Below are 26,483 nucleotides of genomic sequence, written 5' to 3' on the forward strand. Positions count from 1 at the left end.
TTACTCAGCCGCGCAGGACGGCTGGGGACAGGGCGTGTGGAATGAGCAGGCCGGGGCGGCCCGTTCCATCGGCGCGCGCGGTCCAGATGTCGCCGCGCAGGTCGCCCGGGAGGCTGTACACGACCTGTGCGTCGTCGAGCCATTCCGCCTGGTCGTCGAGGGTTCGGGTCTCGGCGAGCGGGGTTTCCACGTTGGTGGCCAGGTTCAGGACGAACAGGTGCCACGGGCGGTCGGGGTCCGCGCCCGGGACCCGCTTCTTGTACGCGACGCGCGTGCCGTCGGGGGACAACGACGGGCACTCGGCGTTCTCGCGCACCGTGCGCAACGTACGGGCGGCCACGTCGCCGCGCGCCAGCCAGGTGTGGCCGCCGGTGGCCACCGTCGCGTAGAAGGTGTTGTCGTCGGCCGCGAAGGTAACGCCCCACACGTTGACGTCGGGGGAGCGGACCGTCTCGTCGCCGCGGCGCAGCGTGTACGACTCCAGGTTGTCGTCGAGTCGGCCGCCGCGGGTGTCCAGGATCGCGGTCCGGGTGGAGAAGTTCAGGCCCGCGTACGACTCGCCGTTGACGAACGACGTCCACGCGACCAGTCGGCCGCTCGGCGAGACCCGGGCGCGCGAGGGCGTCCCGGCCAGCGCGCGCCGGCTCGTCTCGCGCAGGTTCGTGTCCAGGAGCACCGCGTCGTAGGTGCCGAGGGCGAACCGGGCCGGTTGCAGGCACACCCCCGTGCCGTGCGCGGCGTGAAAGACCAGGCAACCACGCGCGGCCACGGCCCGCCGCTCGTCGGGGTGCGCCGCGTCGACCGCCGCGAGGTGGTCCCGGCCGCCGTCGGCGGCGGTGCTGCGGAACACGATGCGGCCCGGACGGTCCAGTTTCAGCGCCGTGTAGTCGCCGTCCCGCCCCGCGCGCCCGTCGCCGGCCGCCCGCAGGGTGTAGATCACGGCGAGGCCGACGAGGAGGGCGGTGACCACGGTGAGCACGGTCAGGCGCGCGGTACGGGTCATCGGGAAGCCCCCTTCGAGCCGGCCGAAGGCCCGGCGCCCGGGGCGAGCGTGCCGGCGGCCAGCAGCGCGACGGCGGCGAGCAGGGCGACGGCCAGCCCGGCGGCGGCGAGCAGCACGGCGGTGTGCGGGCCGTACAGGGTCCACGCCGCGCCGAACCCGGCCGCGCCCAGCGCCCGTCCGCCCGCCTGCCCGGTCTGTACCAACGCCAGCGCCCCGCCGCGCAGTTCCGCCGGTGCGGCCGGTGCGGCAAGCGCCATCAGGACGCCATCGGTGCCCGCGTAGAACACCCCGAGCAGGGTCGGGACCGCCACGATCAACACCCGATCAGGCAGCGGTGCGAGCAGCACCAGGTAGCCGCAGAGCAGCGCGACATGACCCGCCAGGAAAACCCGGCCGCGCCCGCACCGATCCCCGGCGGTGCCGGCCGGGACCGCGCACAGCAGGAAGACCAGCGCTGTGCCCAGCGGCAACAGCGGGAACAGGTGCGGCGACAGGTCGGTGTGCCGTTGCAGCAGCAGGTACACCATCGCGTCCCCGACGGTCGCCGCGCCGAGCAGCAGCGCGGCCGTACACACCCGGGCGAAGCCCGGCACCCGCAACACCGCCGCCGCGTCCCCCAGCCGCACCGGCGCGCGCCGCACCCCGAACTCGCCGGTACCGCCCGCCGGGTCGCGGACGAAGAGCAACAGTACGAGCAGCCCGAACGCGGCGAAGCAGAAGCTCAGTACGAACACCGCGTCGTACGCGTCGGCCGTCACCCACAACACCGCGAGCGCGACCGGCGGCCCGAACAGCGCCCCCGCCGTGTCCATCGCCCGATGCACCCCGAACGCCCGCCCCTGCTCGGCCGGCGGCGCGGCCATCGAGATCAGCGCGTCGCGCGGCGCGGTCCGCAGCCCCTTGCCGGCCCGATCCGCCGCGAGCACCCCGCCGATCGCCGCGACCCCGCCGGCGGCCGGCAGCAGCAGCTTGCAGCCCGCCGAGATCCCGTAGCCGACCGCGGCGACCGTGCGATGCCGGCGGAATCGGTCCGCGACGTGCCCACCGAGCAGCCGCGACGCCGCGGTGGCGCCGTTGTACAGCCCGTCGAGCATGCCGAACGCCATGGGGGAGAGCCCGAGTCCGAGCACGAGATACACCGGGAGCACGGCGGTGACCATCTCGGCCGAGACGTCGGTCACCAGCGAGACCACGCCGAGGACGAGCACCACGGGCGCGACCCGCCGTACACCACGCCCGGTCGGCGGTGGCGGCGCCGGCGGCGCCTGCGCCCTCGGATCACGCGCACCGGACGCGAGATCGGCGGAACGACTGGACGACAGATACATCCGGGACCTCCGGGCGGCCGGGCACGGGCAGGAAGAAAGGAAGTGGCAGGCGTCGAGGGCTGGTTCGAGCCCTCGACGCCCACCCGCTCGACGCGTCGAGCGATCGGAATCAGCTCAAGGCCGGAACTCGCCGACCATCAGAACCAGTTCACGGTCCAGCGAAACGCGGCGTCGGCTTTCGCCCCGACGGAATCGGTGGCGCTCACCTCCGTGGCGAACGTCCCCACACCCCACGCCCGACCCGAGATCACACACGTCGACGCGTTCAGGAACAGACCCGCCGGCAGATTCCGCCCGACGCACGAATACGGCCCGGTCCCACCCGAGACCCGAAGCGCCAGATTCACCTCCTGATTGAACTTCGACGTCTGCGCCCCCGGATCGGCGATCGCCACGGTCGACGGACCCGGACCACCGTCGTCCCATACCTCGGTGATCGGGGTCGCGGTCGCCGCCTGGCCGGAGTGCCGGGTGCCGTACATGTCCTCGAAGGTGCGCAGCAGGCTGTAGTGGTCCTCGCGGCCCGCATACCGACCCGGCTTGACGTGCGCGCCGTACAGGATGGTCGCGATCCGGTTCTCGCTGCGGAAGTTGTCCTCGTCCCACGTGACCACCAGCAGGCTGTTGTGCGTCTTGGCCCATTCCGCGTAGCCGCTCAGCCTGTTCCGGGTCCAGGTGTCCCCGGTGGAGATCCCGCACGCCGGGTTGAACAGGCGGTCGTGCATGTCGTTGCACAGGTTGGGCACCACGTAGGAGACCGTGGGCAGGGCGGCGTAATCCGTCGGGAACGCGGTCATCGGATATGTGGTGGTGGCGGGCACGTTGGCGAAGGACAACCACGGGTTGTGCTTGCGCGCATACGAACCATTCGTACACGCACCGGGGTTGGCCGCCGACCAGTCCTCGTTGTAACTGCCCCACGTGGCACCGACGTCGATCAGCTGCCGGCCGAGGTTGTCCGCGCTGTACGGCGCGCCCGGCGGCGGACACTCGTCGCCGGTGACGCCCTGGGTGGAACCGGAGAACATCGCCAGGTAGTTGGGCTGACTGGGGTGCGTCTCGCCGTGGAAGTCGGTCAGGGAGGCGCCGCCGGCGGCCAGCTGGTTGAGATACGGCGCCTGCGAACTGCCGATGATCTCCTCCTGGTTGGCGTTCTCGTGCACGACGACCACCACGTGGTCGTAGTGCGGGATCGCGGCTGCGGCCGCGCGAGCGGCCGGCACCCGCTCGGACGGGCCGGCCGAGGCCGGGGCGGTGACCCCGGCGATCGCACCGAGTACGACCCCGACGGACAGTGCGACGAGGGTGGTGGACCGGGGTTTGCCCCGGGCCGTCGACCGGGACCCGGATCGGAAGTGGGCCATGACCTGGCGCCTCCTTGGCATGGACGAAGCGGAACCGCAGCGTGGATTCGGCGACCCGACGAAACAACCTCCACCGCGCACAAGGGAGTCGGCCCCGCCCGCCTCACGGGAGCCGGATTCCGCTCGGCGCAAGGGGCCTGAACTGGCCCGGAGACAGGCCGGTTCGGCCGGTCCACGCGGCGGTCACCGGCCGTATACCGACCCGGCGCGCATGCATCGATGCCCAAGCGGTGCACCACCGGAGCAGCCATGTCGTTCCGTCATGAATGCATGCCGGACCGGTATTGGACGCGGGTGAGAGCGGCCTCATCTCCTGGAAACATGAACAGATCACGTTCCGCGACCCCACCGGAAACCCGCCCCCCGATCGACGCGCCCGCACCGCCCGGTCACAGGCGGGCCGCCCGCGCCCTGCGCCTTGCCCGCACCGCCGCCGTCGCCGCACTCGCCACGGCCCTGGCCACGGCGGTCGGCATCACCCCCGCACACGCGGCCGACCCGCCCCACATCCAATGCACCCTCGCCGACGCGCGCATCGGCGAATCCAGCGGCCTGGCGCCCAGTTCCCGGCACCCGGGCATCGCCTACACCCTCAACGACAGCGGAAACGCGCCCGACGTGTTCGCGATCGACTCGAACACCTGCCGCACCGTGGCGGTGTTGCACGTGTCGGGCGCGACCAACACCGACTGGGAGGCGATTTCGGTCGGCACCGACGACGCGGGCAACTCCGCGATCTTCGCGGCCGACATCGGCAACAACTTCTCCACCCGGACCCAGGTGACGCTGTACCGCATCGCCGAGCCCGCGACCCTCGCCGATGCCACCGTGCCGGCCACGAGCTTCCCGCTGCGCTTCGCCGACGGCGCGCACGACGCCGAGACCGCGCTGATCGACCCGCGCGACAACCGCCTCTACGTGGCGAGCAAACTCTTCGGCGCGCCCGGCTCGCTCTACCAGGCGCCGCCGCGCCTGCGCAGCGACCAGGTCAACGAACTCACCCGGATCGGACCGGCACCGGACACCGCCACCGACGGCGCGTTCGCGCCCGACGGGCGCTCGTTCGCGATCCGCAACTACTCGGACATCACCGTGTATTCGGCGCCCGGGCAGCAACTCGCCAAGTTCGCCGCGCCGAGCACGACCCAGGGCGAGTCGCTGATGTACGCCCCCGACGGCAAGTCGCTCTACGTCGGCTCCGAAGGCGCGAACAGCCCGCTCTGGGTGATCCCGTTGCCGCCCGAGGCGATCCCGGGCGGTCCGGGTCCGTCGACCGTGGCGATCGCCGATCCGGGGGCGCAGACGTCGAAGTTCAATCAGGAGGTGAATCTGGCGCTTCGGGTCTCGGGTGGGACCGGGCCGTATTCGTGCGTCGGGCGGAATCTGCCGGCGGGTCTGTTCCTGAACGCGTCGACGTGTGTGATCTCGGGTCGGGCGTGGGGTGTGGGGACGTTCGCCACGGAGGTGAGCGCCACCGATTCCGTCGGGGCGAAAGCCGACGCCGCGTTTCGCTGGACCGTGAACTGGTTCTGATCCACAGTCGTAGCGAACGGATTGCAACGAACCGATTACCCGATCCGTCCACGGCGCACCGGCCGAACCGTGCCGGTCGCAGCGCAACGCGGCACCGCCGGGCGGGCCGGCGCGGTGTTCGGGGCAGTCGCCTCGGGCGCCGCGTCGGCCCGCGCGCTCGCTCCGTCATCGATGTCGCGCCCCGTTTCAGTCGCCCCCCGGCACCACGTCTCACCCTGGAGGAACACCATGGTCGACAGGCACCGTGCGGCACTCCGAACGTCATCCCGCACCCGGGCACACGAGCGGGTCGAAATCCTGCTCCCGGGCGGAGGCATCGATACCCCGTGACCCTCCAACAGTTGCGCTACCTCATCGCCGTCGCCGAGCACGGCAGTCTGACCGGCGCCGCACAGGAGTTGTTCGTCGTGCAGCCCGCGCTCTCCCGGTCGTTGCAGAGCCTCGAACGCGAGCTGAACGTCGTCCTGTTCGCCCGGGTTGGCCGGGGCCTCGTGCCCACGGCGGCCGGGGCCCAGGTGATCAACCTCGCGCGCAAGGTGCTGCGCGGCGTGCAGGCGATCAAGGACCTCGTGCACATCGAGGAGCCGACGCACAGCGGTACGGTGCACCTCGCCGCGACCGCCACGCTCGCGATCGAGTGCACGAGCTGCCTGCTGCCCGGACTGGCCAAGCGGTACCCGGAGTTGCACATCGTGGTGGACCGACAGGACAGCCGGGAGGCGCTGTTCGCGTCGCTGCGCTCGGGGGCGACCGACATCGCGATGGTGGACCTGCCCGCGCCCGGCGGCTTCGAGGTGTTGCCGCTGCGCTCGTACGAGGTGGTGTTGGTCTCGCCGAAGCACACCCGGTTGCCGGATCCGGTCTCCTGGACGGACCTGGAGGAGTTGCCGATGATCCTGCCGTCCCGGCGCAGCGCGCGGCGGGCCGACTTCGAGATGTTGTTCGCCACCGCCGGGGTGCGGCCGACGGTGGCGATGGAGACCGACGACCGGGGGGCCTGGATCCCGTGCGTGGTGGCCGGGCACGGATCGGTGCTCTGGTACGCCGACCTGGCCCAGCCGTTCGCGTCGAGTGTGGCCGTGCGGTCGATGAGCCCGAGGCTGATCCGGACGGTCGGCATGGTGCGCGGGCGCGGTCCGATCAGCCGCGAGGTGCGGACGCTGCTCGACTACTCCCGGCGCCAGGGGGTCCAGGAGATCGAGTACGTGTGAGCCCCGGCCCGGGTCGGCCTACGCGACCCGGGTGCAGGGGGATCCGAGTGCGGCGCTGAGAACGCGCGGGGCCGGTTCGCCGGCGCGGGTGTAGGTGTGCACCAGCGCCCGGCGGACGGCCGCGAGCGCGGCGCCCGGTACCACCGCGATCGTGGGCCCGTCCGCGCCCGGCAGCGGGCGGGCCTCGATCGCGCCGGCGGCCAGGGCGTTGCGAGCGGGCTCGGCGGTCGGCCCCACGATCGGCCCGCCGGCCGCGCCACCCGCCCGCCTCGGCACCGCCAGGACGAAGCGCAGGCCGAGCCCATCCGGGTCGAACGGCACGTGGCTCGGCGCGCCGGTATCGCCCCCGAACACCATCACGTGGCGGAGCCTGGCGAACAGCGCCACCGCACCCAACGGTGGATCGCTGAGCCGGATGCGGGACCGGTGGGCATCGCCCGGCTCCGGGTCGTGGAACGCCGCCTCGATCAGCGCCGCCGTACAGGCCAGCGGCACGGCCGCGGACAGCCCGGTGCACTCCGGCAGGTCGGTGTGTACCAGCAGATCGAGCCCACCCGCGCCGGTGGTGCCCGCGAGCACCGGGCGGGCCCATTCCGGGACCGGGCCGATGGCGCCCCTCGAGTCCACCTCGACGCCCTCGTCGGGCCGGTCGATCGAGCCGAGCCGCAACCTCCCGTCGGCGCGCGGCGCGGCGGCGACCACCACCCGCCAGGACAGCGCCACGGCGGTGCCCGCCCCGGCCCGCGAGCCGGTCCGGCGCAGCACGTACGGCGCGGACCAGACCCCGGCCGGCGGTCGGCCGAACGCCTGCGTGAAGGCGAACGGCACCAGGCGCAACACGGGCGCCGCACCGCGAGCGGTGGGCAGCGCCGCCGCCGTCGGCGGGCCGCTGTGCGGGCGGGTCATCCCGGATCCTTTCGGGCGAGGAGACGGTAGGCGTTGCTCATGCCGTGTTCGCCCGCCACGCGGGCGAGCACGGCGCCGACGGCGTCAAGCAGTACGGCCACGACGAAGCACGGCACGGACAGCGTGACCAGTGCGACGCGGCGGGCCCGGCGCAGCGGGGTCGGGCCGCCGGGGACCCACGGCATGGCCGGGTCGGGTCCGAGCGCGGTGAGGGCCTGGGAGACCGCGCCGGTGAAGTCGTTGCCCTGATGCGCCCGGCCGTGTTCGCGCGCGAGCACGGTGAACCCCCGGGCGTGGAGCGCGGCTTCGAGGTTGCGCCAGGGCATCAGGTGCTGGTGCTGGGGCTGGAACAGCGGCAACCACAGGCCGCGCAGCAGCTGCCCGTACCGGCATTGCGGGTCGGGCAGTTCGATCAGCAACCGGCCACCCGGGACCAGGACCTTGGCGGCGGCGTCGAGTTCGGCGAGCGGATCGCGGGTGTGCTCCAGGTAGTGGTGCATGCCGACCGCGTCGTAGCCGCCCGCCAAGCCGTCGGCCAGCTCCGGGAATTGACCGCAGTACCCGGTGCGGATCCAGCCGCGCCGCTCGGCCTCGGCGACCCCGTCGCCCATGTCGAGGCCGTCGAAGACGGTGTCCGGGAGCACGGTGCGGCCGACCACGCACATGTGCCCGTGGCCGGTGCCCACGTCCAGCCAGGCGCGTGGGCCGGAGTCCTCCGGCGTGTGTCGGCGCAGCAGTTCGGCACGGGCGCGGTAGGTCCGCGACATGGTGCCGAACAGCGCCTCGGCGCCCGCGCCGCCGAGACCGTCGTAGAAGTCGCGGTAGTAGTAGTCGAGTCCGGCGAGGGACAGGCGCGGGTTCTGGAAGACGTGCGCGCAATCCCGACACCGTTCGAGGGTGAAGCGGCCGGGCTTGCCCTGGAGGTGGTCGCGGACCCGGCGGTGCGCGGCGAGCCGGTCCGAGCCGCACCACGGACAGGTGTCGCGCCGGTCCTCGAAGAAGGCGTCGAGGCCGTCGGCGACGCTGCGCTCGTACGCCGGGCGCAGCGCTGCCGGATCCGGCGCCGGCCGCTTGGCCGCAGCGGTCGGACGGGGCCCGGAGACCGTGCGGAGCCAGCGCGGCACGGCCAGGAACGGACGCAGCGCGCCGGCCCGGCCCAGGTCGCGCGGGCGCACCGGCGAGCGGCCGGCGACCACGGCGAAGGGTTGCGTCCACATGGCCAGGAAGACCACCGCACCCCAGAACGGGCTGGTCACACACGCACCGGCGTACGCGGCGGCCTCACCCAGGTTGCCGATCAGGGTCGGCCACACCGGCACCCCGTTCGCCCGCAGCCGACGTTTGCGCAGCGCGGGGTCGGGACGCGTCGCGGACAACCCGGGCGCGACCGCGTGCCCGGTGCCGAGCGCGGCGAACGGCTTGAGGCGGGCGATGAGTTCGATCAGGCCTGGGCCGTCGAGGTCGTCCAGGTCGTCGGCCGGCACGGCGGCCCGGCGCAGCACGTCCTCGTGCACGAGCAGCGCGTGGCCCGCGCCCCGGCCACGGGCAAGCGGGTCGCGGTGGATGCGGACAGGGTCCAACCGAGCAAGCAGGGTGAGTAGTTCGTCGCTGGACAGGTCGCCGGGAACCAGATCGAGCAGGAGCAGGTCGTGCCCCTCCGCGTGAGCGACCGCCGCGCGGACGGTGGCCTCGTCCGGGTGGACGCCGGTCGCGGATACGCATGTCCAGGGACCGGTCTGCCGGTCCTCCGTCGATGCGGCGCCAGGTGTGGGCAATTCGGGCAGCGTTGGCAGCGCGCGCAGCCGCCGGCGCAGGGTGCGCGTGCCGCCCGCCAGGCCGAGCCCGATCAGCAGGGCGAGCCACGGAAACGGTCCGTCCACGGGATTCAGCACAGCTTCTCCAGACGTTCGGCGGCGGCGTCGGCGCCGCCGGCCGCGGCGAACGAGGCACGGATTCGGGCGGCGCCCGCACGCAGTTCGGGGCGATCCAGCGCGTCGGTGACGGCCGCGCGCAACTCGGGTACGTGCGCGCGCCCGAAGCGCACCCGGACGCCGGCGCCGGCCGCCACCACCTGGCGCGCCACGATCGGCTGGTCGTCCCGGATCGGGGCGAGCACCAGCGGCAGGCCGAACGCCAGCGCCTCACATACGGTGTTGTGGCCGCCGTGCGTGACCACCGCGTCCAGGTGCGGGAGCAGGGCCAGTTGCGGGACGAACTCGCGGACCAGGACATGCTCGGCGGGCGCCCCGGCCAGCCGCTCCGGCGCGGCCAGGATCAATTGGAGTCGATCGGCGAGCGGGCGGGTGGCGGCCACCACGGCCGGATAGAACCGGTCGCCGGCGTCGCGGTTGAGCGTGCCGAGCGAGACCAGGACGTGCCGGCGGTCCGGATCGAGCCGGTCCCACGGGAAGTCCACCGTCGCTGGCCGGCGGCCGAACGCGGGGCCCACGTAGCAGTGGTGCGCCGGGACCGGATCGGTCAGGCCGACCAGTTCCGGGGTGGAGAAGACCAGCACCAGCCGGGGCGAGAAGCGCGGATCGCAGTCGCCGGGTACGCCGGCCGCCACCGCCGCCTCGGCGATCCGGATCCGCACCCAGTCGGCGATCTTCGGAAAGCCCACCAGCGGCCGGGTGAACTCGGCCGAAGTGGTCGCCGAAGTAGCCCATGGGACACCGGCTTTCACGGCGGCGAAGGCACCGGCGAAGGTCTGCTGGTCGGCCACGACCACGTGCGGCCGGTAGCCGGCCACGGCCGCCGCGACGCCGGGCAGCATGGTGTGCGCGAGCGGGACCAGGGTCTCCTCGACCAGGAAGCGCAACGCGCTCACCCCGCGCAGCCGTTGCCATCTCGCGTGCAGTCGGGCATACCCGCCGGGGGCGCCGGGGGAGTCGGCGGTGGCGAACAACCTCGCGCCCAACGGCAGCAGGTCCAGGATCTCCGGCGGCCCGCACCACACCGCCTCGTGCCCACGCTCGGCGAGTGCGGCGGCGACCGCGACGGTGGGGTTGACGTGGCCGGCGAACGGCGGCACCACGAACATGAATCTCATCGGCCGACCCCGGGCCGCATCGACACCGGCTCGTGCCGGGGCAACCAGTCGAGCAGCGCGGCCAGTACGGGCGCGGTGGCCTCACGCAGCACGGTGTGCGCGACGCCGGGCAACACGCTGAGCGTGCAGTGCGGGAGCACTTCGGCCAACCGCCGTGCAGGTGGCGCCAGTTCGGACAACTCGCCGTACAGCGCGAGCACCGGGCAGGTCACCGCGGCGAGTTCGGCCTCGGTCGGGGCGCGCAGGAGGGTGACGTCCTCGATCAGGGTCGTGCCGTTCAGGAGCGCGTCGGCGCCGGCCCGCAGTCGGGCCGCCTTACGCGCCGGCCCCACGGGCAGCCGCTCCGGACCGGGATGGGCCGCCAGGCCGAGCGCGGCCAGGTTGAGCGTGTTGGCCATCTCCTCGACCCAGCCGCCCGCGTACGGTTCGGCGTCGGCCGGGACGTCCAGGCACTGGCCCTCGATCAGCACCAGGCTCGCCACCAGGTCGGGCCTGGACCGGGCGACATGCAGCGCGATCAGCCCGCCGAAGCTGTTGCCGACCAGGTGTACCGGGGTCGGTACGTCGCACGCGTCGAGCAGCGCGGCCAGATCGGCGACCGCGCTGTCCGGGTCGTATCCGCTGCGGGGCCGCTCGGTGCGGCCGTGTCCGCGCTGGTCGTAGAGCACGACCTCGGCGCCCGCGCGGGCGACCGGCGCGGCGAGCGTGTAGTAGAAGCTGGAGAGATTGTCCAACACCAGACCGTGCAGGAAGACCACCGGCGTGCGCAGTGCGGGTCGGTCGGCGGGTGGGGACAACCGCTGGACGTGGAAGCGCAGGTCGTTCGCGTGCACCTCGCTCATCGACCGGCACCACCGACGGCCTCGGTGCGGGTACAGGCCGCGATGTGCTCGACCAGGCGGCCGACCGTCATCGCCATGATCTCCTCGATCTCCAGGTCGGCGAGGAAGGCGATGAAGTCGACCCGGTCGCCGTAGCGCTCCTGGAGCCGGCCGGCCAGCGCGACGAACTCGATGCTCTCCAGGGCCAGATCGTCGTCGAAGCCGCTGTCCGGGGTGATCTCGGCGGCGATCAGCAGTTCCTCGCCGACGATCTCGGCGAGCATCCCGGCCACCTCGGCCAGGATCCGGTCGGCGTGCGGGTCCGCGCTCATCGGGTGCTCCCATGTGAGGTGGTGGGGATTCCTGGTTGCCGGGCGCTCGTCCACGCGACCACGTAGTGGTCGATCCGGGTGCCGTCGGAGTCGGTGATGTCCCGGGTGTGGACGAGGAGTTCGGCGCCGCCGGCCGCTGCGGGGCGGACGGAGAGCTCTGTCTCGTGCGGGCCGACGGGCCGGGCCGAGGTCACCACGTGCGATGGGTGGTCGGTGCCGGCCGCACGGTCGGCCGCCTCCCTGGCACAGCGAAGGCGCAGCGCCCACAGCTCGCGCGGCTCGCTGTCGGATCCCACGAGCGCGGCCGGCAAGTCGTGTGTGTCGGGGGCCGGGGGTGAGCCTTCGGGGTCGAGGCGGGCGACGGCGATGCCGAGCGGTCCCGGGCCCGCGACGGCCACCCCCAGGCGGTGGTGGTGCGCGATGGCGACGTGCAGCGGGGTCGGGGCGAGGGCATCGGGCTCGGCAACCACGTGCGCGAGCGGGCGGCCGGGGTCGGCGGTGTCGATCCGGATCTGGGCCGGGTACAGCGGACCGTGCCCGTGCGCCCATAGGTGGTGCCGGGCCGCGTCCTTGGCCGCGACCCGCCGAAGCAGCCACCCTTGGCGGTCCCGGGGGGCCTGGGCGGCGAACTCGGCCCGCTCGGCGGTGTCCAGGTAGCGGCGGGTCACCAGGTCCTGCGCGGCGGGGTCGGGCCACCGCGTGCGCAGCAGACACCAGCCCTCCGGCTGCGGCTCGGCGATGCCGGTGGTGTGCGGGGTGAACTTCATCGGCCACACCCGCTCGTCGGCGGCGAACCGGCGATAGACCCAGTCGTGCACCCGGATCCGCACCGCGCCCGTGCCCGGGTCGACCAACTCGACGTCACCGCGCACCGTGGTGGGGCCGATCTCCCGGATTCGGGCGGTGGCCAACAGCCGGGCGCCCGGCTCGGGTTCCGGTCCGTACCCGTCGATCGCCGCCACCGACATGGGGAACACCAGGCGGTCCGTGGTCAACCGCAACTGCATCCAGTGGCCCAGCAGTTGCCCGGCCGCGTCGAGGAGCGCCCCGGGCGCGGGCAGCGCACGCAGGATGCCCCGGATGCCGTCGTCGGCGACGGTCAACACCTGCTCGACTCCGGCGAATCCGGGTCCGTGGAACATCCAGCGGTCCCCGTACAGATCCGGCGCGCGCACCGGCGCGGGGGTCTCGCCGGTCAGCGGTGTGCGGTCGGGGGCCGGTGCCGGGTGGGCGGCGGCCTCGTCCGCGAGCAGCACCTCGGCGGACATGTAACGGCCGAACGCGATCCGGATCCGGTCCGGGTCCATGGTGGTGCGGACCAGTTCGGTGTCGGTCGGCGGAGCCACCGGCAACCAGCGCAGGGAGCGTACGTCCCGATACCCGACGACCACCCGACCCGGCCCGGCCGCGCTCAGCGCCTCGTCGCCGGCCAGCCGGACCAGCGTGGTCATCGGCACTACCGGGAACCGATCCGCGGGGTCCGGCCACCACTCGGGCTGCTCGTAGACGCAGTGGTCGCGGACGTAGGGGTGGTCGACGAGCGAGAAGCGGTACGCCCGGCGCGAGTCGGTGCCGGTGCCCGCGCGGCCGGGCGGCGTCGCGGGCAACCCGGGCGTCTCGGCTTCGCCGGCCATTCCCGCTGCCATGGCCGCCGCCACCGTGCGCTCGGCCTCGGCGAGCGTCGCGTGGAACGCCGCCAGCACCGGATGCGTGGATGTGGCGGGCGGGCGGGACGTACCGGTCAATCGCAGCGATCCGGCGGCCGGTCCCAACGAGACCACGGGGGAGCCGAGGTCGAGCCGGACGATCGGCCCGGCGGGCGGTCGTGCGGCGGTGAAGTCGCCGACGGGCCCGGACTCCCGCTCGGCCGCGGGCGGGCCCGTTCGTGCCGGCCCCTGGGGATCGATCGCCGCGCCCTCCACCCACAACGCCGCCAGCGCTCGGCGGAAGCCCGCCAGGCCAGGGCGCAGCGTGGAGTGGGCGGCCACGGCCAGCGCGTCGCAGCCGCGCAGGGAGTCGTGCACGAAGCCGACCAGGCTGCCCGCGCCGGGCTGGACGAACACCCGTACACCGCCCGCGTACAGCTCCTCGATCAACTCCCGGAACCGCACCGGTTCGAGGAGATGACGTACGGTCAGCTCGCGAACCGAGGCGGCATCCGCCGGATACGGCGCGATGGAGGTCGCCGACCACACCGGCAGGCGCGGGGTACACAGCGGCAGTTGCTCGAACGCGTCGGCCACCTGCCCCAGGTAGGGCGCCCACATCGGGGTGTGGAAGCCGGACCGGAACGGCAGTTCGCCACCCATCAAGCCCTCCCGGCGCAGCCGACCCAGAACCTCGGTGACGGCATCGGCCGGTCCGCAAATCACGCTCTGGTTGGGGCAGTTGTCGTGCGAGACCACCACCGGTTCGGCGCCCACGTGCCGTTCGGCTACCGCGACGCCGCAGCCCACCGCCGCATAGACCAGGTCCGGGACGTCCAGCGAGTCCGGGCGCAGCGACGCGAGGAAGCCGTCCACCGCCGTGCGCGGGTACATCCCGGCGACCACCATCGCGGTCCACTCGCCCATGCTGTGCCCGGCCAGCAGATCCGGTACCAGACCCGCCCGTTCCAGCTCGGCGGCCAGGAACCGGCCTGCGGTCAGCGCGTCCACCGCCCGGCCGACGAGGTCCTCGGCGCCGGTGGTCTCGGGCCGGGGCCGGCCGTACGCATCGGCCAGATCGTCCAGGCGCGGCGATATCTCCGGCTCCAGACCGGGAAACAGGAACGCGACCCGCCCCGGATTCGCCGCGTGCGGCCCGAGCAGCGGACGCGGGGTGAACCAGATCTCGGCCCGGCCGCGCCACGGCACCCCGCGCTCCACGGCACGCGCGGCCAGCGCGAGCCGCTTCGGCGTCGGATCGGCGACCGCGAGCCGACAGGGGCCGGCGGAGACGGCCGAACCGGTCGACCCGCCCAGGGCCGCCCGATCGGCGAGCAGGCGGAGCAAATCGGGCACCGAATCGGCGGCCAGCGTGAGCACATCGGGAAGCTCGCCCTCGCCCGCCGACGGCCGGCCCCCGGTCGGCAGCGCCACCGCCCGCCCTGCCGGCGGCTGCTCCAGCACCGCGTGCGCGTTCACCCCGCCGAAGCCGAACGCGTCGACCGCCGCCAGCCGCCCGCCCACCGGGTTGGCCGGCCACGCCTCGGCCCGACCCTGCGGGCGCATCCGGGTGCCGGCGAAGCCCGGATGCGGATCGTCGACATGCAGGGTCGGCGGCAACGTGCGGTGATGCAGGGCGAGTGCCGCCTTGAGCAGACCGGCCATCCCCGACGCCTGCATCGTGTGACCGATGTTGGACTTGATCGTGCCGAGCGCGACATCCGCCGGCCCGTTGCCCACACGCGGCCCGAACACCTTGCCCAGCGTGAGGAGTTCCGCCTCGTCCCCGACGGGGGTACCGGTCCCGTGCGCCTCGACCAGACCGAGCAGACCCGGTTCCGTCGGATCCAACCCGGCGGCCCGCCACGCCTGTTCCAGCGCCCGGACCTGCCCGTCCACCAGCGGACTCAGCAGACTCGCGGCCCGGCCGTCACTCGACACGCCGACGCCGCGCACCACCGCGTACACCCGGTCGCCGTCGCGTTCGGCGTCGGCGAAACGCTTGAGCAGCACCGCGCCGGTGCCCTCGGCGATCAGCGTGCCGTCGGCCGCCCGATCGAACGGCCGGATGTGCTCGCTCGCGCTGAGCGCCCGCAACTGGGTGAACACGCTCCACAACGTGGCGATGTGGCAGTGGTGCGCGGCGCCCGCGATCACCGCGTCGCAACGCCCGGACCGCAACTCGGCGGCGGCCTGGTCCAGGGCGAGCAGCGAGGTCGCGCAGGCCGCGTCCAGCGTGTAGGCGGGCCCACCCAGGTCCAGTCGGTTGGCGATCCGGGACGCCGTGAAACTCGGCACCAGGCCGATCGACGCCTCGGGTTGCTCCGGGCCGAGCGACGCCTGGAACGCCTCCCGGATCGCGGCCACTCGGTCCCGATCCAGCTCCGGCGCCAACTCGCCGAGTAGGGCCGCCAGTTGATGCGCCGTGCGAACCCGCTGATCGAGCCGTGCGGTGGCCACGCCCATGTAGCCGCCACGACCGAAGACCACGCCGACCCGGGACCGGTCCGGCAGTCGGGCCTCGCCACCCGCGTCGGCGATCGCCTCGGCGGCGGCCCGCAATGCCAGCAACTGGTCCGGTTCGGCGCCGGCGACCACGGCGGGCATGATGCCGAAGCGCACCGGATCGAACGTGGCCAGGTCGTCCACGAAACCGCCGCGCCGGCAGTAGAACCGGTCGCCGCGAGCGGGCTCGCCGGCCGTGCCCGGCGCGTAGTGCAGCGCCGGATCCCACCGATGCGGCGGCACGTCGGTGATCGCGTCCACCCCCGACTCGACCAGCCGCCACAACGTGTCGGGCCCGGCCGCGCCCGGGAAGATCGCACCGATCCCGACGATCGCCGCATCGTCCGGACGCGGGCCGCGCGCGCTCACCCGGCCACCGACCCGTCGGCCGGCAGGCAGACGTACACGGCCTGCGGGTCCGTACCGGCGGCCAGTTCGTCCAGCAGCGCCCGCACACCGTGTTCCGGATCGATCAACGGCACGCCGCGTCGGGCGTATTCGCGGGCCAACTCCGCCGTCACCATGCCGCCGCCGGTCGCCGCCCACGGACCCCAGTCGACCGTCACCACCCGCCGGGCCACCGGCGCGAGAGTGTCGTCGGACCCGGCCGACCAGTGCCACGCGAGGGTGGCCAGGGCGTCGTTGGCCGCCGCGTAGTCGGTCTGGCCCCGGTTGCCGTACACCCCGGCCACGCTGCCGAACATGGCCAGGAACGCCGGCGGAGCCAGGGTCGGGCGCAGTGTGCGCAGCGCCGCGACCAGGGCCCGGGCCCCGGCCACCTTCGTGGCGAACACCCGTCGGCACGACTCCGCGCTCTTGTCCGCCAACAGCCGATCGGCCAGCACCCCCGCGCCGTGCACGATGCCGTCCAGCCGGCCGTGCCGCTCGGCGATGCCGGTCAGGACCCTGCGGACCGCGTCGGCGTCGGTGACGTCGGCCGCGTGCAGCCGTACCGAGGCGGCGTGCTCGGCCGTCTCGGCCAGCGTGGCCCGCACTTCGCGGCGGTGCAGGATCCGGGTCGACTCGGCCTCGATCAGGGCCGGTTCGCGCATCCCGCCCGCGATCAACGCGGCCCGCAGCGCGGGCGCGTCCGGCGCGGCGGCGAGCGCTTGCGGCTCCGGCTCGTCGTCGAGGCCGGTGCGACCGAGGAGTTCGATGTGGCACCCGGTGGCCCGGGCCAGGCCGATCGCCGCGCGGGCGGTGATGCCCCGCGCGCCGCCGGTCAGCAGCACCACCGAGGCCGGGCCGATGCGCTCGCGCAGCAGGGCGTCCCGGTCGGCGGGGGGCAGGTCCGGGAGCGGCGCCGGCCGAGGACGCAGGGTCAGCCGGTGTTCGCCGGCCAGGCCGAGCAGGACCGGTGCGCCGGGCCGGGGCCGATCGGGGGTGCGGCCCAGTTCGGCTAGGAGCCGGTGGGCGAGCCGGGCGGGTTCGGTCTTGGCATCCAGGTCCAGCACCCGGACCACCCGATCGGGATACTCCAGCGCGGCGGCCCGGGCGAACCCGGCCAACCCCGCCCCCGGTACCGGATCCGGCCCTGCGGCCTCCGGACCCCGGCCGAACCGACCACCGCCGGCGGTGACCAGGAACACCTGCCGTACGCCGGCCACGAGCGCGTCCCGCAACAGCGCGAAGGCGTCCGGGAACACGGGGTCGGGACCGTCGGCGAGCGCGCCGAGGTGTACGAGCGTGTCCACCTCCGTCCAGCCCGGATCCGCACCCGCCTCGACCCGATCCCGCGCCCGCGACTCCACCACGACCCCGTGCGCGGCCAGTGCATCGGCCAGCGCCCAGGCGACGCCGCCCCCGTCCTCGACCAGCACCACGCGACGGCCACGCAACCGCCCTTCGGGGGAAGGGCTTTCCGAATCCCCGGGTGCTGCGGCGGGCGGCTCTTCGATCGGCACACACTCGACGACATGCCGGGTGGGCCGGCCGGCGAGGGGAGCGGCGCGCTCGTCCACCATCGGCTCGATCGGCACCGCCCGTTCGTTCCCGGCGGTCCCCGCCTCCAGCACCCCGGCCACGATCGCGTCGATCGTCTTGACCCTGGCCAGCCGCTCGATCACCTCCGCGTCGACCGGCTCGGCGTCGGCCGTGCCCGCGACGCCCGCGCCGCCGGCAAGGCGCAACCGCAGCGCCAGTTCGCCGATGATCTCGGTGCGTTTGATCGAGTCGACGGACAGGTCCGCCTCCAGGTCCAGGGCCGGATCGAGCATGTCCTTCGGATAGCCGGTCCGGGTGCCCACGATGTCGAGGACCACGTCCAACACCTGCGCGGGTGTGAGCGGCCCGGCCGGCCCGGCCGGTGCGGCCGGTGTGTCCGGTTTCACCCGCACCGGAGCCGGCTCCACCCGCACGGGAGTCGGCTCCGGTGCGGGCACGATCGGCGGCGACTCGGGAACCCCGCCCGGTACGCCCAGGTAGCCGAGCAGCACCTCACGCTGTGCGGCGACCGCGGCCCGCGCGCCGGCCAGGTATTCGAGCACCACCGCGTCCCGCGCCGAGCGCTCTGGCACACCCGACTCGGCCACCGGCCCGGTCGGCAGCGGGGCCACCGGGGTCGCCGGGCGCAGCCCACCCGCCACCGGCCGGCCGTCGGCGGTCCGCACCAGATGGCCGTCCACCGTCCAGGCCGGTCGCGGGCCGGGCTCGACGTCCTCCGGCCGCACCCGCCCGGCCAGCCCGCCCGCGACCCGCACCGGCACGCCGGCGACGGCGAGTTCGGCGAGCGCGGTGAGCAGTCGGCGCAGGCCGTCCTCGCCGGGGACGTCGCAGGCCACCGCGGTGTGCGGCCGGTCGCCGAGGATGGCTCCGACCATCCCGGTCAGCGCCCGGCCCGGTCCGGCCTCGACGAAGATCCGCACCCCCGCCGCGTACATCGCCTCGATCTGCTCGGCGAACCGCACCGGCTCGGCCACCTGACGGGCCATCAGCGCCCGGATGTAGGCGGGCGCGCCCGGGTAGCGCGCCGCGGTGCCGTTGGACCACACCGGGATCCTGGGCGGACGTATGTCCAGGTCCGCGACGGCGACCGCGAGGGTGTCGGCCGCCGCCGCGACCACGGGACTGTGAAACGCACACGCCACCGGCAGCCGCCGGGCCGACAGGCCCGCCTCGGCCAGTGCGGTGATCGCCGAGGTCAGGGCCGCCTCCGGGCCGGACACCACGGTCTGGGTCGGCGTGTTGCGGTTCGCGAGCACCACGTCGTCGATCCCGGCCAGCACCTCGGCCACCCGGTCCGCGCCGGCCGTGACCGCCGCCATCGCACCGGGTTCCGCGCCGGCGGCCCCCAGCACCGCCGCCGCGCGCACCTCGCCGAGCCGGCCCAGGTCCCCGGTGGCCAGCACGCCCGCCGACCACAACGCGGCCACCTCGCCGTAGCTGTGCCCCGCGACCTGGTCCGGCCACACCCCGAACCGGTCGAGCAGCCGGGTCAGCGCGACCGCCGCCACCCCGAGCGCGGGCTGCGCCCGGCGGGTATCGGTGAGCCGCGCCGCCTGCGCGGCCCGCTCCTCCGCGTCGAAAGCCGCCGCCGGAAACATGGCCCGCACACACTCGGGATCGATGTCCCGCAGCCCGTCGCACAGTTCGGGAAACCGGGCAAACAGATCGGCAAGCATCCCCGGCCGCTGACTCCCCTGCCCGGGATACAAAAACGCCACCTGCCCACCCGCTCCGGCCCCCGCTTCCGTGCCGAGCCCGGCCTCCGCCCCCACCTCCGCGTCCTTCCGGTGGAAGATCTCGCCCGCGGCATCGGCCGCCCCCGCCCGGGCCAGGGTCAGCTTCACCCGCAGATCCGCGTGATCAGCCGCAACGAAAGCGATCCACACCGGGATCTCGGCACCCGACCCGGGCTCGACCACTTCATCCGCGATCGCCGCCAACCCCCGCAACGGCAGGTCCTCGCCCGCATCCAGCCGCGCCGCCAGCCGATCGAGGGCCGCGAGTGCCGCCGCCCGATCCGCGCCGCGAAAGCAGAACAGTTCGACCGGCCAAGCGGCATCGGCGCCACCGGGTCCGCTCACCCCGCCAGGCTCCGCACCGGCCAACACCGCGTGGAAGTTGGTGCCCCCGAAGCCGAACGCACTCACCCCCGCGATGCGTTCGCCCACCGGCGCCGTCCACGGGCGGGCCCGGTTGTCGAACACGAACGGCCCCGCGTCCGGCGGTCGGCGCAGGTGCAGCGTCGGCGGACGCACCCCGAAGTGCACCGCGAGCGCCGCCTTGGCCAACCCGGCCAGCCCGGCCGCACACTTCGTGTGGCCGATCTGCGACTTCACCGAGCCCACCGCGCAGGCGCCGGGAGCGGCCCCATGCGCCGTGAACACCTCGGTGAGGGTGTCCAGTTCGGCCCGGTCGCCGACCACCGTCCCGGTGCCGTGCGCCTCGACCAGGCCGACCCGCGCCGGCGACACGCCCGCCGCCCGGTAGGCACGCTCCAGCGCCCGCCGCTGGCCCTCGGGGCGCGGCGCGGTCAACCCCAGCGAGCGGCCGTCGCTGGACCCGCCGACGCCCTTGACCACCGCGTAGATCCGGTCGCCGTCCCGTTCGGCGTCCGCGAGCCGCTTGAGCAGCACGCACACCGCGCCCTCGCCCAGCGCGATCCCGTCCGCGTCCGCGTCGAACGTCGCGCACCGCCCGGTCGGCGACAACGCCCGCACCGAGGAGAACATCAGGTAGTCGTTGATCCCGTTGTGGGTGTCCACCCCGCCGCACAGGACCAGATCGCTGGACCCGGTGTTCAGTTCCTTGCAGGCCAGGTCGAGTGCGGCCAGCGAGGCCGCGCACGCGGCGTCCACGGTGAAGTTGACCCCGCCCAGATCGAGCCGGTTGGCGATCCGGCCGGCGATCACATTGGCCAGCACGCCGGGGAAGGAGTCCTCGGTGGGGGCGGGCAGTTGCCGATCCAGATCGGCCGGCAGCGCGCCGAAGTACCCCGGGAACAAGGCCCGGAACCCGTACGCGCCGGCCAGGTCGGTACCCGCCTCGGCGCCGAAGATCACCGAGGTCCGCTCCCGGGCGAAGGCCCGCCCGGGGCCGTAGCCGGCATCGGCCAATGCCCCCGACGCCACGTGCAGCGCCAGCAGTTGGGCCGGTTCGATCGCGGCGAGCGAGGCGGGCGGGATGCCGTAACCGGTCGCGTCGAAGCCGATCGCGGGCACGAACCCGCCCCACTTGGACGGCGTCCGCCCGGCCGGCACCGCTCCCGGCGCCGCGCCGCGGACCGAGCCGCGCGCGGTCGCGCCCGGTTCGGTGCTCGGCGCGAAGTACCGCTCGGTGTCCCAGCGTTCGCGCGGCACCTCGGTCACCGCGTCCACGCCGGCCAGGATGTTGCGCCAATAGCTCGCCAGGTCCGGCGCACCGGGAAGCACACAGGCCATGCCCACGATCGCCACGTCCTGCGGCCGGGGCGGGGCCGGTCGGTCCGCCCCGCCCACCTCGCGCACCCGGCGGGCCAGCCACGCGGCCGACCCGGTGGTGACCTCGCGATGCAGCGCGGCCACGTCGGTCGGCGCGGACCGCAACACCGCGGCCTGGCCCAGCATGAACATGCCCTCCCGGCGCTGCGCGTCCGGGTCCACCGCGACCAGCCCGTCCGCCTCCCGGCGCAGCCCCTTGCCGGCGATCCGCAACCGGCCCAGGTTCAGCCGCTCCAACTCGGCCCACACCTCGCGGGCCGGCACCCCGCGCGACTCCAGATCGCGCCGACGGGCCTCGAACGCGGCCACGAACGGCGTGTCGGCACAGCGCGTGGCATGCCCCGGCGCGGTCTGGACCAGCGCGGTCGCCGCGCACTCGACCGCCGCGGCCTGGAACCCGGGCACGATCGCCCCGCCCGCCACCGCCTCGCGGGTGAACAGGTACGCGGTGCCCATCAGCACGCCGACCGAGGCACCGCGCTCGACCAGCGGCGCCGTCGCCGCGGCCACCATCGCCGCCGAACGCGCGTCGTGGATCCCGCCCGCGAACAGCAGGTCCAACCCGGCCGCGCCGCCGTGCCGCTCTGCGAAGGCGAGCAGCGTGTCCACCTGCGCCTCCCACAGCGGGAAACTGGCGCGCGGCCCGACGTGCCCGCCGCATTCGGTGCCCTCGAAGACGAACCGCCGGGCGCCCTCGCGCAGGAACTGGTCCAGCAGCCCGGGGGAGGGCGCGTGCAGGTAGGTGCGGATCCCGGCGGCCTCCAACGGCGCGGCCCGATCCGGCCGACCACCCGCGATCAGCGCATACGGCGGGCGGGCGGCGAGCACCGCGGCCACCTGCTCCTCGCGCAACTCCGGCGGCGCGAAGCCCAACAGGCCCGCACCCCACGGCAGATCGCCGAGCAGCGCGCCGGTCTCCGCGAGCAGCGCGCGCACCTCGGGGCCGCGCAGCAGGGACAGCGCCAGAAAGGGCAACCCGCCCGCCCGGGCCACCTCGTGCGCGAAGGCGGCCCGGTCGCTCACCCGCGTCATCGGCCCCTGTACCGGCCGCAGCCGCGCACCGTGCCGGGCGGCCGAGGCCACGTGGTCCACGATCGCCTCGCGTACCGCGCACACCACCCGACCGGCGGTGCCGTGCCGATCCGCGAGCCGGGCGGCCGACCCGCCGTCCTGCCCGACCGGCAACAACTCGCGATGCAGTCCGCCCGCGCCCAGTGCGAGGCCGAGATCGCCGGCCGCCGCCGCAGCGAGGCGGTCGATCGGCAGATCCGGCCGGCGATAGACCCGATGCCCCCGAATCACGACCGTCTCGCTGCCGTCCATCGCCCGAACCGCCGCCGCCACATCGGCCGGCAGCGTGCTCTCCGCGACCAGGGCCAGCTGGGTGTCGAGCAGCACCCCGGCGGCACCGCCCGCGACCGCCGCGGCGGCGGTGTGCGGCCCGATCCCGCCGGCCGCCCACACCGGTACCGTCACCCGCGCGTCCGCGAGCAACTGCTGAAGCAGCACGAATGTGGTCAACTCGCCGCATCGGCCGCCGCTTTCGGCGCCTCGCGCGATCACCCCCGCCGCGCCGCCGGCCACCGCCGCGTGCGCCTGCTCGGCGCACGTGACCTCGACCAGGACCCGCCGTCCGGGACCGGCGTCGGCGATCGACCACGGCGCGTCGGGCGCGAGCAGCACCGTGTCCACCTGCTCGGGCAGCTCCCGCGGCCCGAGCGGACAACCCACCGGGACCCGTACGCCGAAGCCCGCAAGCACGCCCGCGCGGGCCAACTCGGCCAGCGCCGGCTCGCGTTCCCGGCCGAGGTCGAGCACCGCGAGCGCGCCGGCCCGATGTGCGGCGATCACGAGTCGGGCGTCGGGGCGCCCCAGGGGGCTCACCGCGAGAACCTGATCGCGACGCGGGGACGTCGACGTCATGGGCAAGTGCCTCCATCCGGGAAACCTGCGAGGAACCGGTCGGTGCGAGCGGCAGGGGCGCGAACGTAGGGGCGGGCATGGCGAATTGCCCCGGTGACGCCCGAGTCGGGGCGTCCGTGGCGGTGGGAAAACGTGCATGTCGCGATGGAAAGACCGTGTAACCGTGGAAAGCGGTACGGAATCGAAGAATCGGCGGCAGTCGAACCACCGCGCCGTATCGTCGGTTTCGGCCATCCAGGAGTCAACGACGAACCGGCCGGCGCCCCTCCGCTCGCCCACACCCCCACGAGCGCCCGTCGAACCCCGCCGCACCCGGGCGACACCGGGGCGATACCCGGCCGACACGCGGCGCCCCGGCCCACCGGACCGATCACGATCCCAGTTCCGGAACGGCGACGACTCTTGCCCGTACGGCATGCATCCATGCCCTACCGATCCGGCGTGAGCGTCCCGACGACTCGGCGACGTACGCGAATTGCCCGTTTCGAACCCCTGCCGGTGCGGGCGGCGTGACCGTTAGGGTGCGGCGCGTGACCCTCCAGCAGCTGCGTTACCTCGTCGCCGTCGCGAACTTCGGCACCATGACCGCGGCCGCGGAAGCCCTCTACGTCGCCCAGTCCGCGCTGTCCCGCGCCCTGAAGGCGCTCGAACACGAGCTGGGGGCCGAGCTGTTCGTACGCGAAGGGCGCACGGTGGGCCTGACCGCCGAGGGCTCCAGGGTGGTCCGGCTCGCCCGCACGGTGCTCGACACGGTCACCGCGATCGAGGACATCGGACGGCCGGTCGGCGCGGCGTCCGAGCCGACCCTGACCGTGGCCACCACGTCCACCCTCGCGATCGGCCATGTCGCCCGCCTGGTCGCGGCGTTCGCCGCCGAGCACCCCGAGGCGCCGATCGAGGTCACCCGGCACGACGGGCGCGAGGCGGTGCTCGCGGCGGTCCGCGCGGGTACCGCCGCGATCGGGGTGGCCGACACACCCGGACCCGGCGACCTGCGCACCTACCGGCTGGCCGAGACCGAGGTGGTGCTGGTGTCGCCGCCGGACACCCGGCTGCCCGACCCGGTGCCGTGGAACGCGCTGCACGGCCTGCCGATGGTGCTGCCCGAGCGCGGCAGCGAGCGGCGCTCGCAGTTCGAGGCGATGTTCGCCGAGATGGGCGTGCGTCCGCTCGCCCGCTGCGAGCACAACGACCGGGTCAACTGGGTCGCGGGCGTCCTCAACGGCGAGGGCTCGCTGCTGTGGTACCGGGACGTGGCCGAGGACGTCTTCGGCGACTCGGCCTCGATCCGCTCGCTCGACCCGCCGCTGTGGCGCGGCATCATGCTGGTCTGCCGCGAGGACTCCCGGGAGCGCTCGGCCCGGCTGTTCGTCGACCTGGCCCGCCGCGGCGGGGTCAGCGAACCGGACGCGGACCCAGGGCGTGTCTTCAGACCCCCGCCGAGCTCCACGACGCCCGGCACCGCACCTCGCCGCCCCGGAGAAACAGGCGAATAGAACCACTATGCACCTGCTTCTCCGGCACGCCGATGCACGGCACCGGACGCCGCGGAGCCCGACGGGGGTCTGAAGACACGCCCTGGTCGCCCCCGAGGTTCCTCCGGCTACAGGACCGGCGCCGCCGCGGGCTCGCCCAGGTCGGGAGTGTCCGTGAAGGTCACGTGCGCCCCGCCGGGACCGTGCAGCTCCAGCACGGTCACCGTGTTCTCCCCCTCCCGCAACACCGGCGCCGGCACATAGAGCGTGCGCTGCGGCCCCGCCGACCAATAGCGGCCGAGCAGGAAGCCGTTGATCCACACCAGGCCCTTGGTCCAGCCGTCGAGCCGGACGAACGTGTCGCCGACCGTCGCCACGTCGAACGTGCCGCTACGCACCACCGGAACACCCGCCGGGATCGGCCCCGAGGCGTCCGGCAACACCGGTCCCCCCGACGCGTCCAGCGGCAGCGGATACATCTGCCAGCCGAACAGGCGCTGCCGCTCCCACCGCACACCCTCCCTGATGCCCTTGCGGTCGTGCAGGCCCGGCCCGTAGTTGACCCGGCCGCAGTTCTCCACCAGCAGATCCAACCGCGCGCCGCCGGCGGGCACGGACAACTCGCACGACGCGGTGCGCCCCTCGCTGCGATCGAGCACCGCGACCGGCACCCCGTCCAGGAACACCTGGGCCCGGTCGGCCAGTCCGTCCACGAACAGCGGCGCACTCTCGCGCGGGCCGCTGACCCACGTGCGGTACAGGGTGAACCCGTACGCCTGGTCCAACTCCTCCATGGTCAGCGTGTTCGGCGAGTACACCGGCGCGGACAGGTCCTCGACGTGCGCGAGCAGCGGCGCGGAGGACGGCAGCGCCACCTCGCCGAGCTTCACGCGCGCCGGCAGCGCCGGCGGCGGCTCGTCGGGCAGCGGCGCGTAGCGGCCGATCACCTCGCGGAACGCCCAATACTTCTCGGTGAGTTCGCCCGCCTCGCCGATCGGCGCGTCGTAGTCGTAGCTGGTGATCGTCGGCTGGTAGACGCCCTCCTGCTCGTTGGCGCCGTTCATCAGCCCGAAGTTGGTGCCGCCGTGCGCCATGTACAGGTTCACCGACGCGCCGGCCGCGAGCATGTCGTCCAGCACGCCCGCCGCGTCCGCCGCGTCCCGCACGTGGTGCGGGTCGCGCCAGTGGTCGAACCAGCCGTTCCAGAACTCCATGCACACCGGCGGCCCGTCCGGCGACCAGCGGCGCAGCGCCGCGAAGGACTCGTCGGCGCGCGAGCCGAAGTTCACCGTCGGCAACACCCCGGCCACCGTGCCGCCCTGGAGCATCGGCTCGGTCGGCCCGTCGGAGGTGAACAGCAGCCCGCTCGCGCCGCGCCGGCGCATCCCGTCGACCAGGTGCCGCAGATAGGCCACGTCGTTGCCGTAGCTGCCGTACTCGTTCTCCACCTGGAGGGCGATCACCGGCCCGCCGTGCTCCGCGAGCAGCGGTTCGACCAGCGGCATCACCGCGTCCAGCCAGCGGTCCACCGCGGCCAGATACGGCGGGTGGGAGCAGCGCAGCCGCATCCCCGGGTCCTTGAGCAGCCAGGCGGGCAGGCCGCCGAACTCCCACTCGGCGCAGATGTACGGGCCGGGCCGCACGATCGCCTTCAGCCCCTGGCGCTCGGCCGCGCGCAGGAACGCGACCAGGTCCTTGCCGCCGGTGAAGTCGAAGGTGCCCGGGGTCGGCTCGTGCAGGTTCCAGGCGACGTACGTCTCGACCGTGTTCAGGCCCAGGCCGCGCAGCCGGGCCAGTCGGTCGTCCCACTGCGCGGGGTGGACGCGGAAGTAGTGCAGGGCACCGGCGAGCAGACGAAACGGCCTGCCGTCGAGGGTGAAGCCGTCTCGACTCGGGACGAGGCTGGGGGTGGTCAAGACGCTCCTCGGGCAGATCCGGTGCGGTGGGTCCGGATCATCGTGCCCGAG

The 26,483-nt window shown here is 74.1% G+C and carries 14 protein-coding genes; 3 read left to right on the forward strand and 11 right to left on the reverse strand.

Annotation, left to right across the window (positions count from 1 at the left end; genetic code table 11):
• Positions 1–4: 4 nt before the first annotated feature.
• The 3 genes from ACMXN5_RS23185 to ACMXN5_RS23195 form a co-directional block, all read right to left on the reverse strand.
• Positions 5–1,003, reverse strand: a complete 999-nt coding sequence (locus ACMXN5_RS23185) for a TolB family protein (protein ID WP_439676807.1) — start codon at positions 1,001–1,003, stop codon at positions 5–7.
• Positions 1,000–2,331: an MFS transporter gene (locus tag ACMXN5_RS23190; protein ID WP_439676808.1), complete on the reverse strand. Its 1,332-nt coding sequence runs from the start codon at positions 2,329–2,331 to the stop codon at positions 1,000–1,002. Before ACMXN5_RS23190 ends, ACMXN5_RS23185 begins: the two co-directional genes overlap by 4 nt.
• A 137-nt stretch (positions 2,332–2,468) precedes the next feature.
• Positions 2,469–3,695, reverse strand: a complete 1,227-nt coding sequence (locus tag ACMXN5_RS23195) for an alkaline phosphatase family protein (protein ID WP_439676809.1) — start codon at positions 3,693–3,695, stop codon at positions 2,469–2,471.
• Between the two features lie 321 nt (positions 3,696–4,016).
• Between ACMXN5_RS23195 and ACMXN5_RS23200 the strand changes: the two genes are divergently transcribed.
• Positions 4,017–5,228, forward strand: a complete 1,212-nt coding sequence (locus ACMXN5_RS23200) for a putative Ig domain-containing protein (protein WP_439676810.1) — start codon at positions 4,017–4,019, stop codon at positions 5,226–5,228.
• Between the two features lie 326 nt (positions 5,229–5,554).
• The gene (locus ACMXN5_RS23205) at positions 5,555–6,439 is read left to right on the forward strand and encodes a LysR family transcriptional regulator (RefSeq protein ID WP_439676811.1); all 885 of its coding nucleotides are present in this window, start codon (positions 5,555–5,557) and stop codon (positions 6,437–6,439) included.
• A gap of 18 nt (positions 6,440–6,457) precedes the next feature.
• Here the strand turns inward: ACMXN5_RS23205 and ACMXN5_RS23210 are convergent, their stop codons facing one another.
• Genes ACMXN5_RS23210 through ACMXN5_RS23240 form a run of 7 tightly spaced genes read right to left on the reverse strand, consistent with a single transcriptional unit; the run spans position 6,458 to position 23,041 of the window.
• Positions 6,458–7,345: a hypothetical protein gene (locus ACMXN5_RS23210; RefSeq protein WP_439676812.1), complete on the reverse strand. Its 888-nt coding sequence runs from the start codon at positions 7,343–7,345 to the stop codon at positions 6,458–6,460.
• Positions 7,342–9,225, reverse strand: coding sequence for a methyltransferase domain-containing protein (locus ACMXN5_RS23215; protein ID WP_439676813.1), 1,884 nt, complete (start codon positions 9,223–9,225; stop codon positions 7,342–7,344). Before ACMXN5_RS23215 ends, ACMXN5_RS23210 begins: the two co-directional genes overlap by 4 nt.
• Before the next feature lie 5 nt (positions 9,226–9,230).
• Complete coding sequence (locus ACMXN5_RS23220; RefSeq protein ID WP_439676814.1) at positions 9,231–10,394, reverse strand: glycosyltransferase; 1,164 nt, start codon at positions 10,392–10,394, stop codon at positions 9,231–9,233.
• Positions 10,391–11,236 carry an alpha/beta fold hydrolase gene (locus ACMXN5_RS23225; RefSeq protein WP_439676815.1) on the reverse strand — a complete coding sequence of 282 codons (846 nt, stop codon included), beginning with the start codon at positions 11,234–11,236 and terminating at the stop codon, positions 10,391–10,393. The genes ACMXN5_RS23220 and ACMXN5_RS23225 overlap by 4 nt, the downstream gene beginning before the upstream one ends.
• Complete coding sequence (locus ACMXN5_RS23230; RefSeq protein ID WP_395788236.1) at positions 11,233–11,547, reverse strand: acyl carrier protein; 315 nt, start codon at positions 11,545–11,547, stop codon at positions 11,233–11,235. The genes ACMXN5_RS23225 and ACMXN5_RS23230 overlap by 4 nt, the downstream gene beginning before the upstream one ends.
• Entirely contained in the window at positions 11,544–16,067 is a 4,524-nt protein-coding gene (locus ACMXN5_RS23235) for a beta-ketoacyl synthase N-terminal-like domain-containing protein (protein WP_439676816.1), read from the reverse strand. Before ACMXN5_RS23235 ends, ACMXN5_RS23230 begins: the two co-directional genes overlap by 4 nt.
• Positions 16,064–23,041 (reverse strand): SDR family NAD(P)-dependent oxidoreductase, encoded by a 6,978-nt coding sequence (locus tag ACMXN5_RS23240; protein WP_439676817.1) that lies wholly within the window; start codon positions 23,039–23,041, stop codon positions 16,064–16,066. Before ACMXN5_RS23240 ends, ACMXN5_RS23235 begins: the two co-directional genes overlap by 4 nt.
• 530 nt (positions 23,042–23,571) lie before the next feature.
• Between ACMXN5_RS23240 and ACMXN5_RS23245 the strand changes: the two genes are divergently transcribed.
• The gene (locus ACMXN5_RS23245; protein WP_439676818.1) at positions 23,572–24,537 is read left to right on the forward strand and encodes a LysR family transcriptional regulator; all 966 of its coding nucleotides are present in this window, start codon (positions 23,572–23,574) and stop codon (positions 24,535–24,537) included.
• A gap of 107 nt (positions 24,538–24,644) precedes the next feature.
• On the opposite strand, the gene ACMXN5_RS23250 is transcribed toward ACMXN5_RS23245, so the two are convergent.
• Positions 24,645–26,432, reverse strand: a complete 1,788-nt coding sequence (locus ACMXN5_RS23250) for a glycoside hydrolase family 35 protein (protein WP_439676819.1) — start codon at positions 26,430–26,432, stop codon at positions 24,645–24,647.
• Between the last annotated feature and the right edge of the window lie 51 nt (positions 26,433–26,483).

The organism is Embleya australiensis (assembly GCF_051903075.1).
In the GTDB taxonomy this organism is placed as follows: Bacteria; Actinomycetota; Actinomycetes; order Streptomycetales; family Streptomycetaceae; genus Embleya.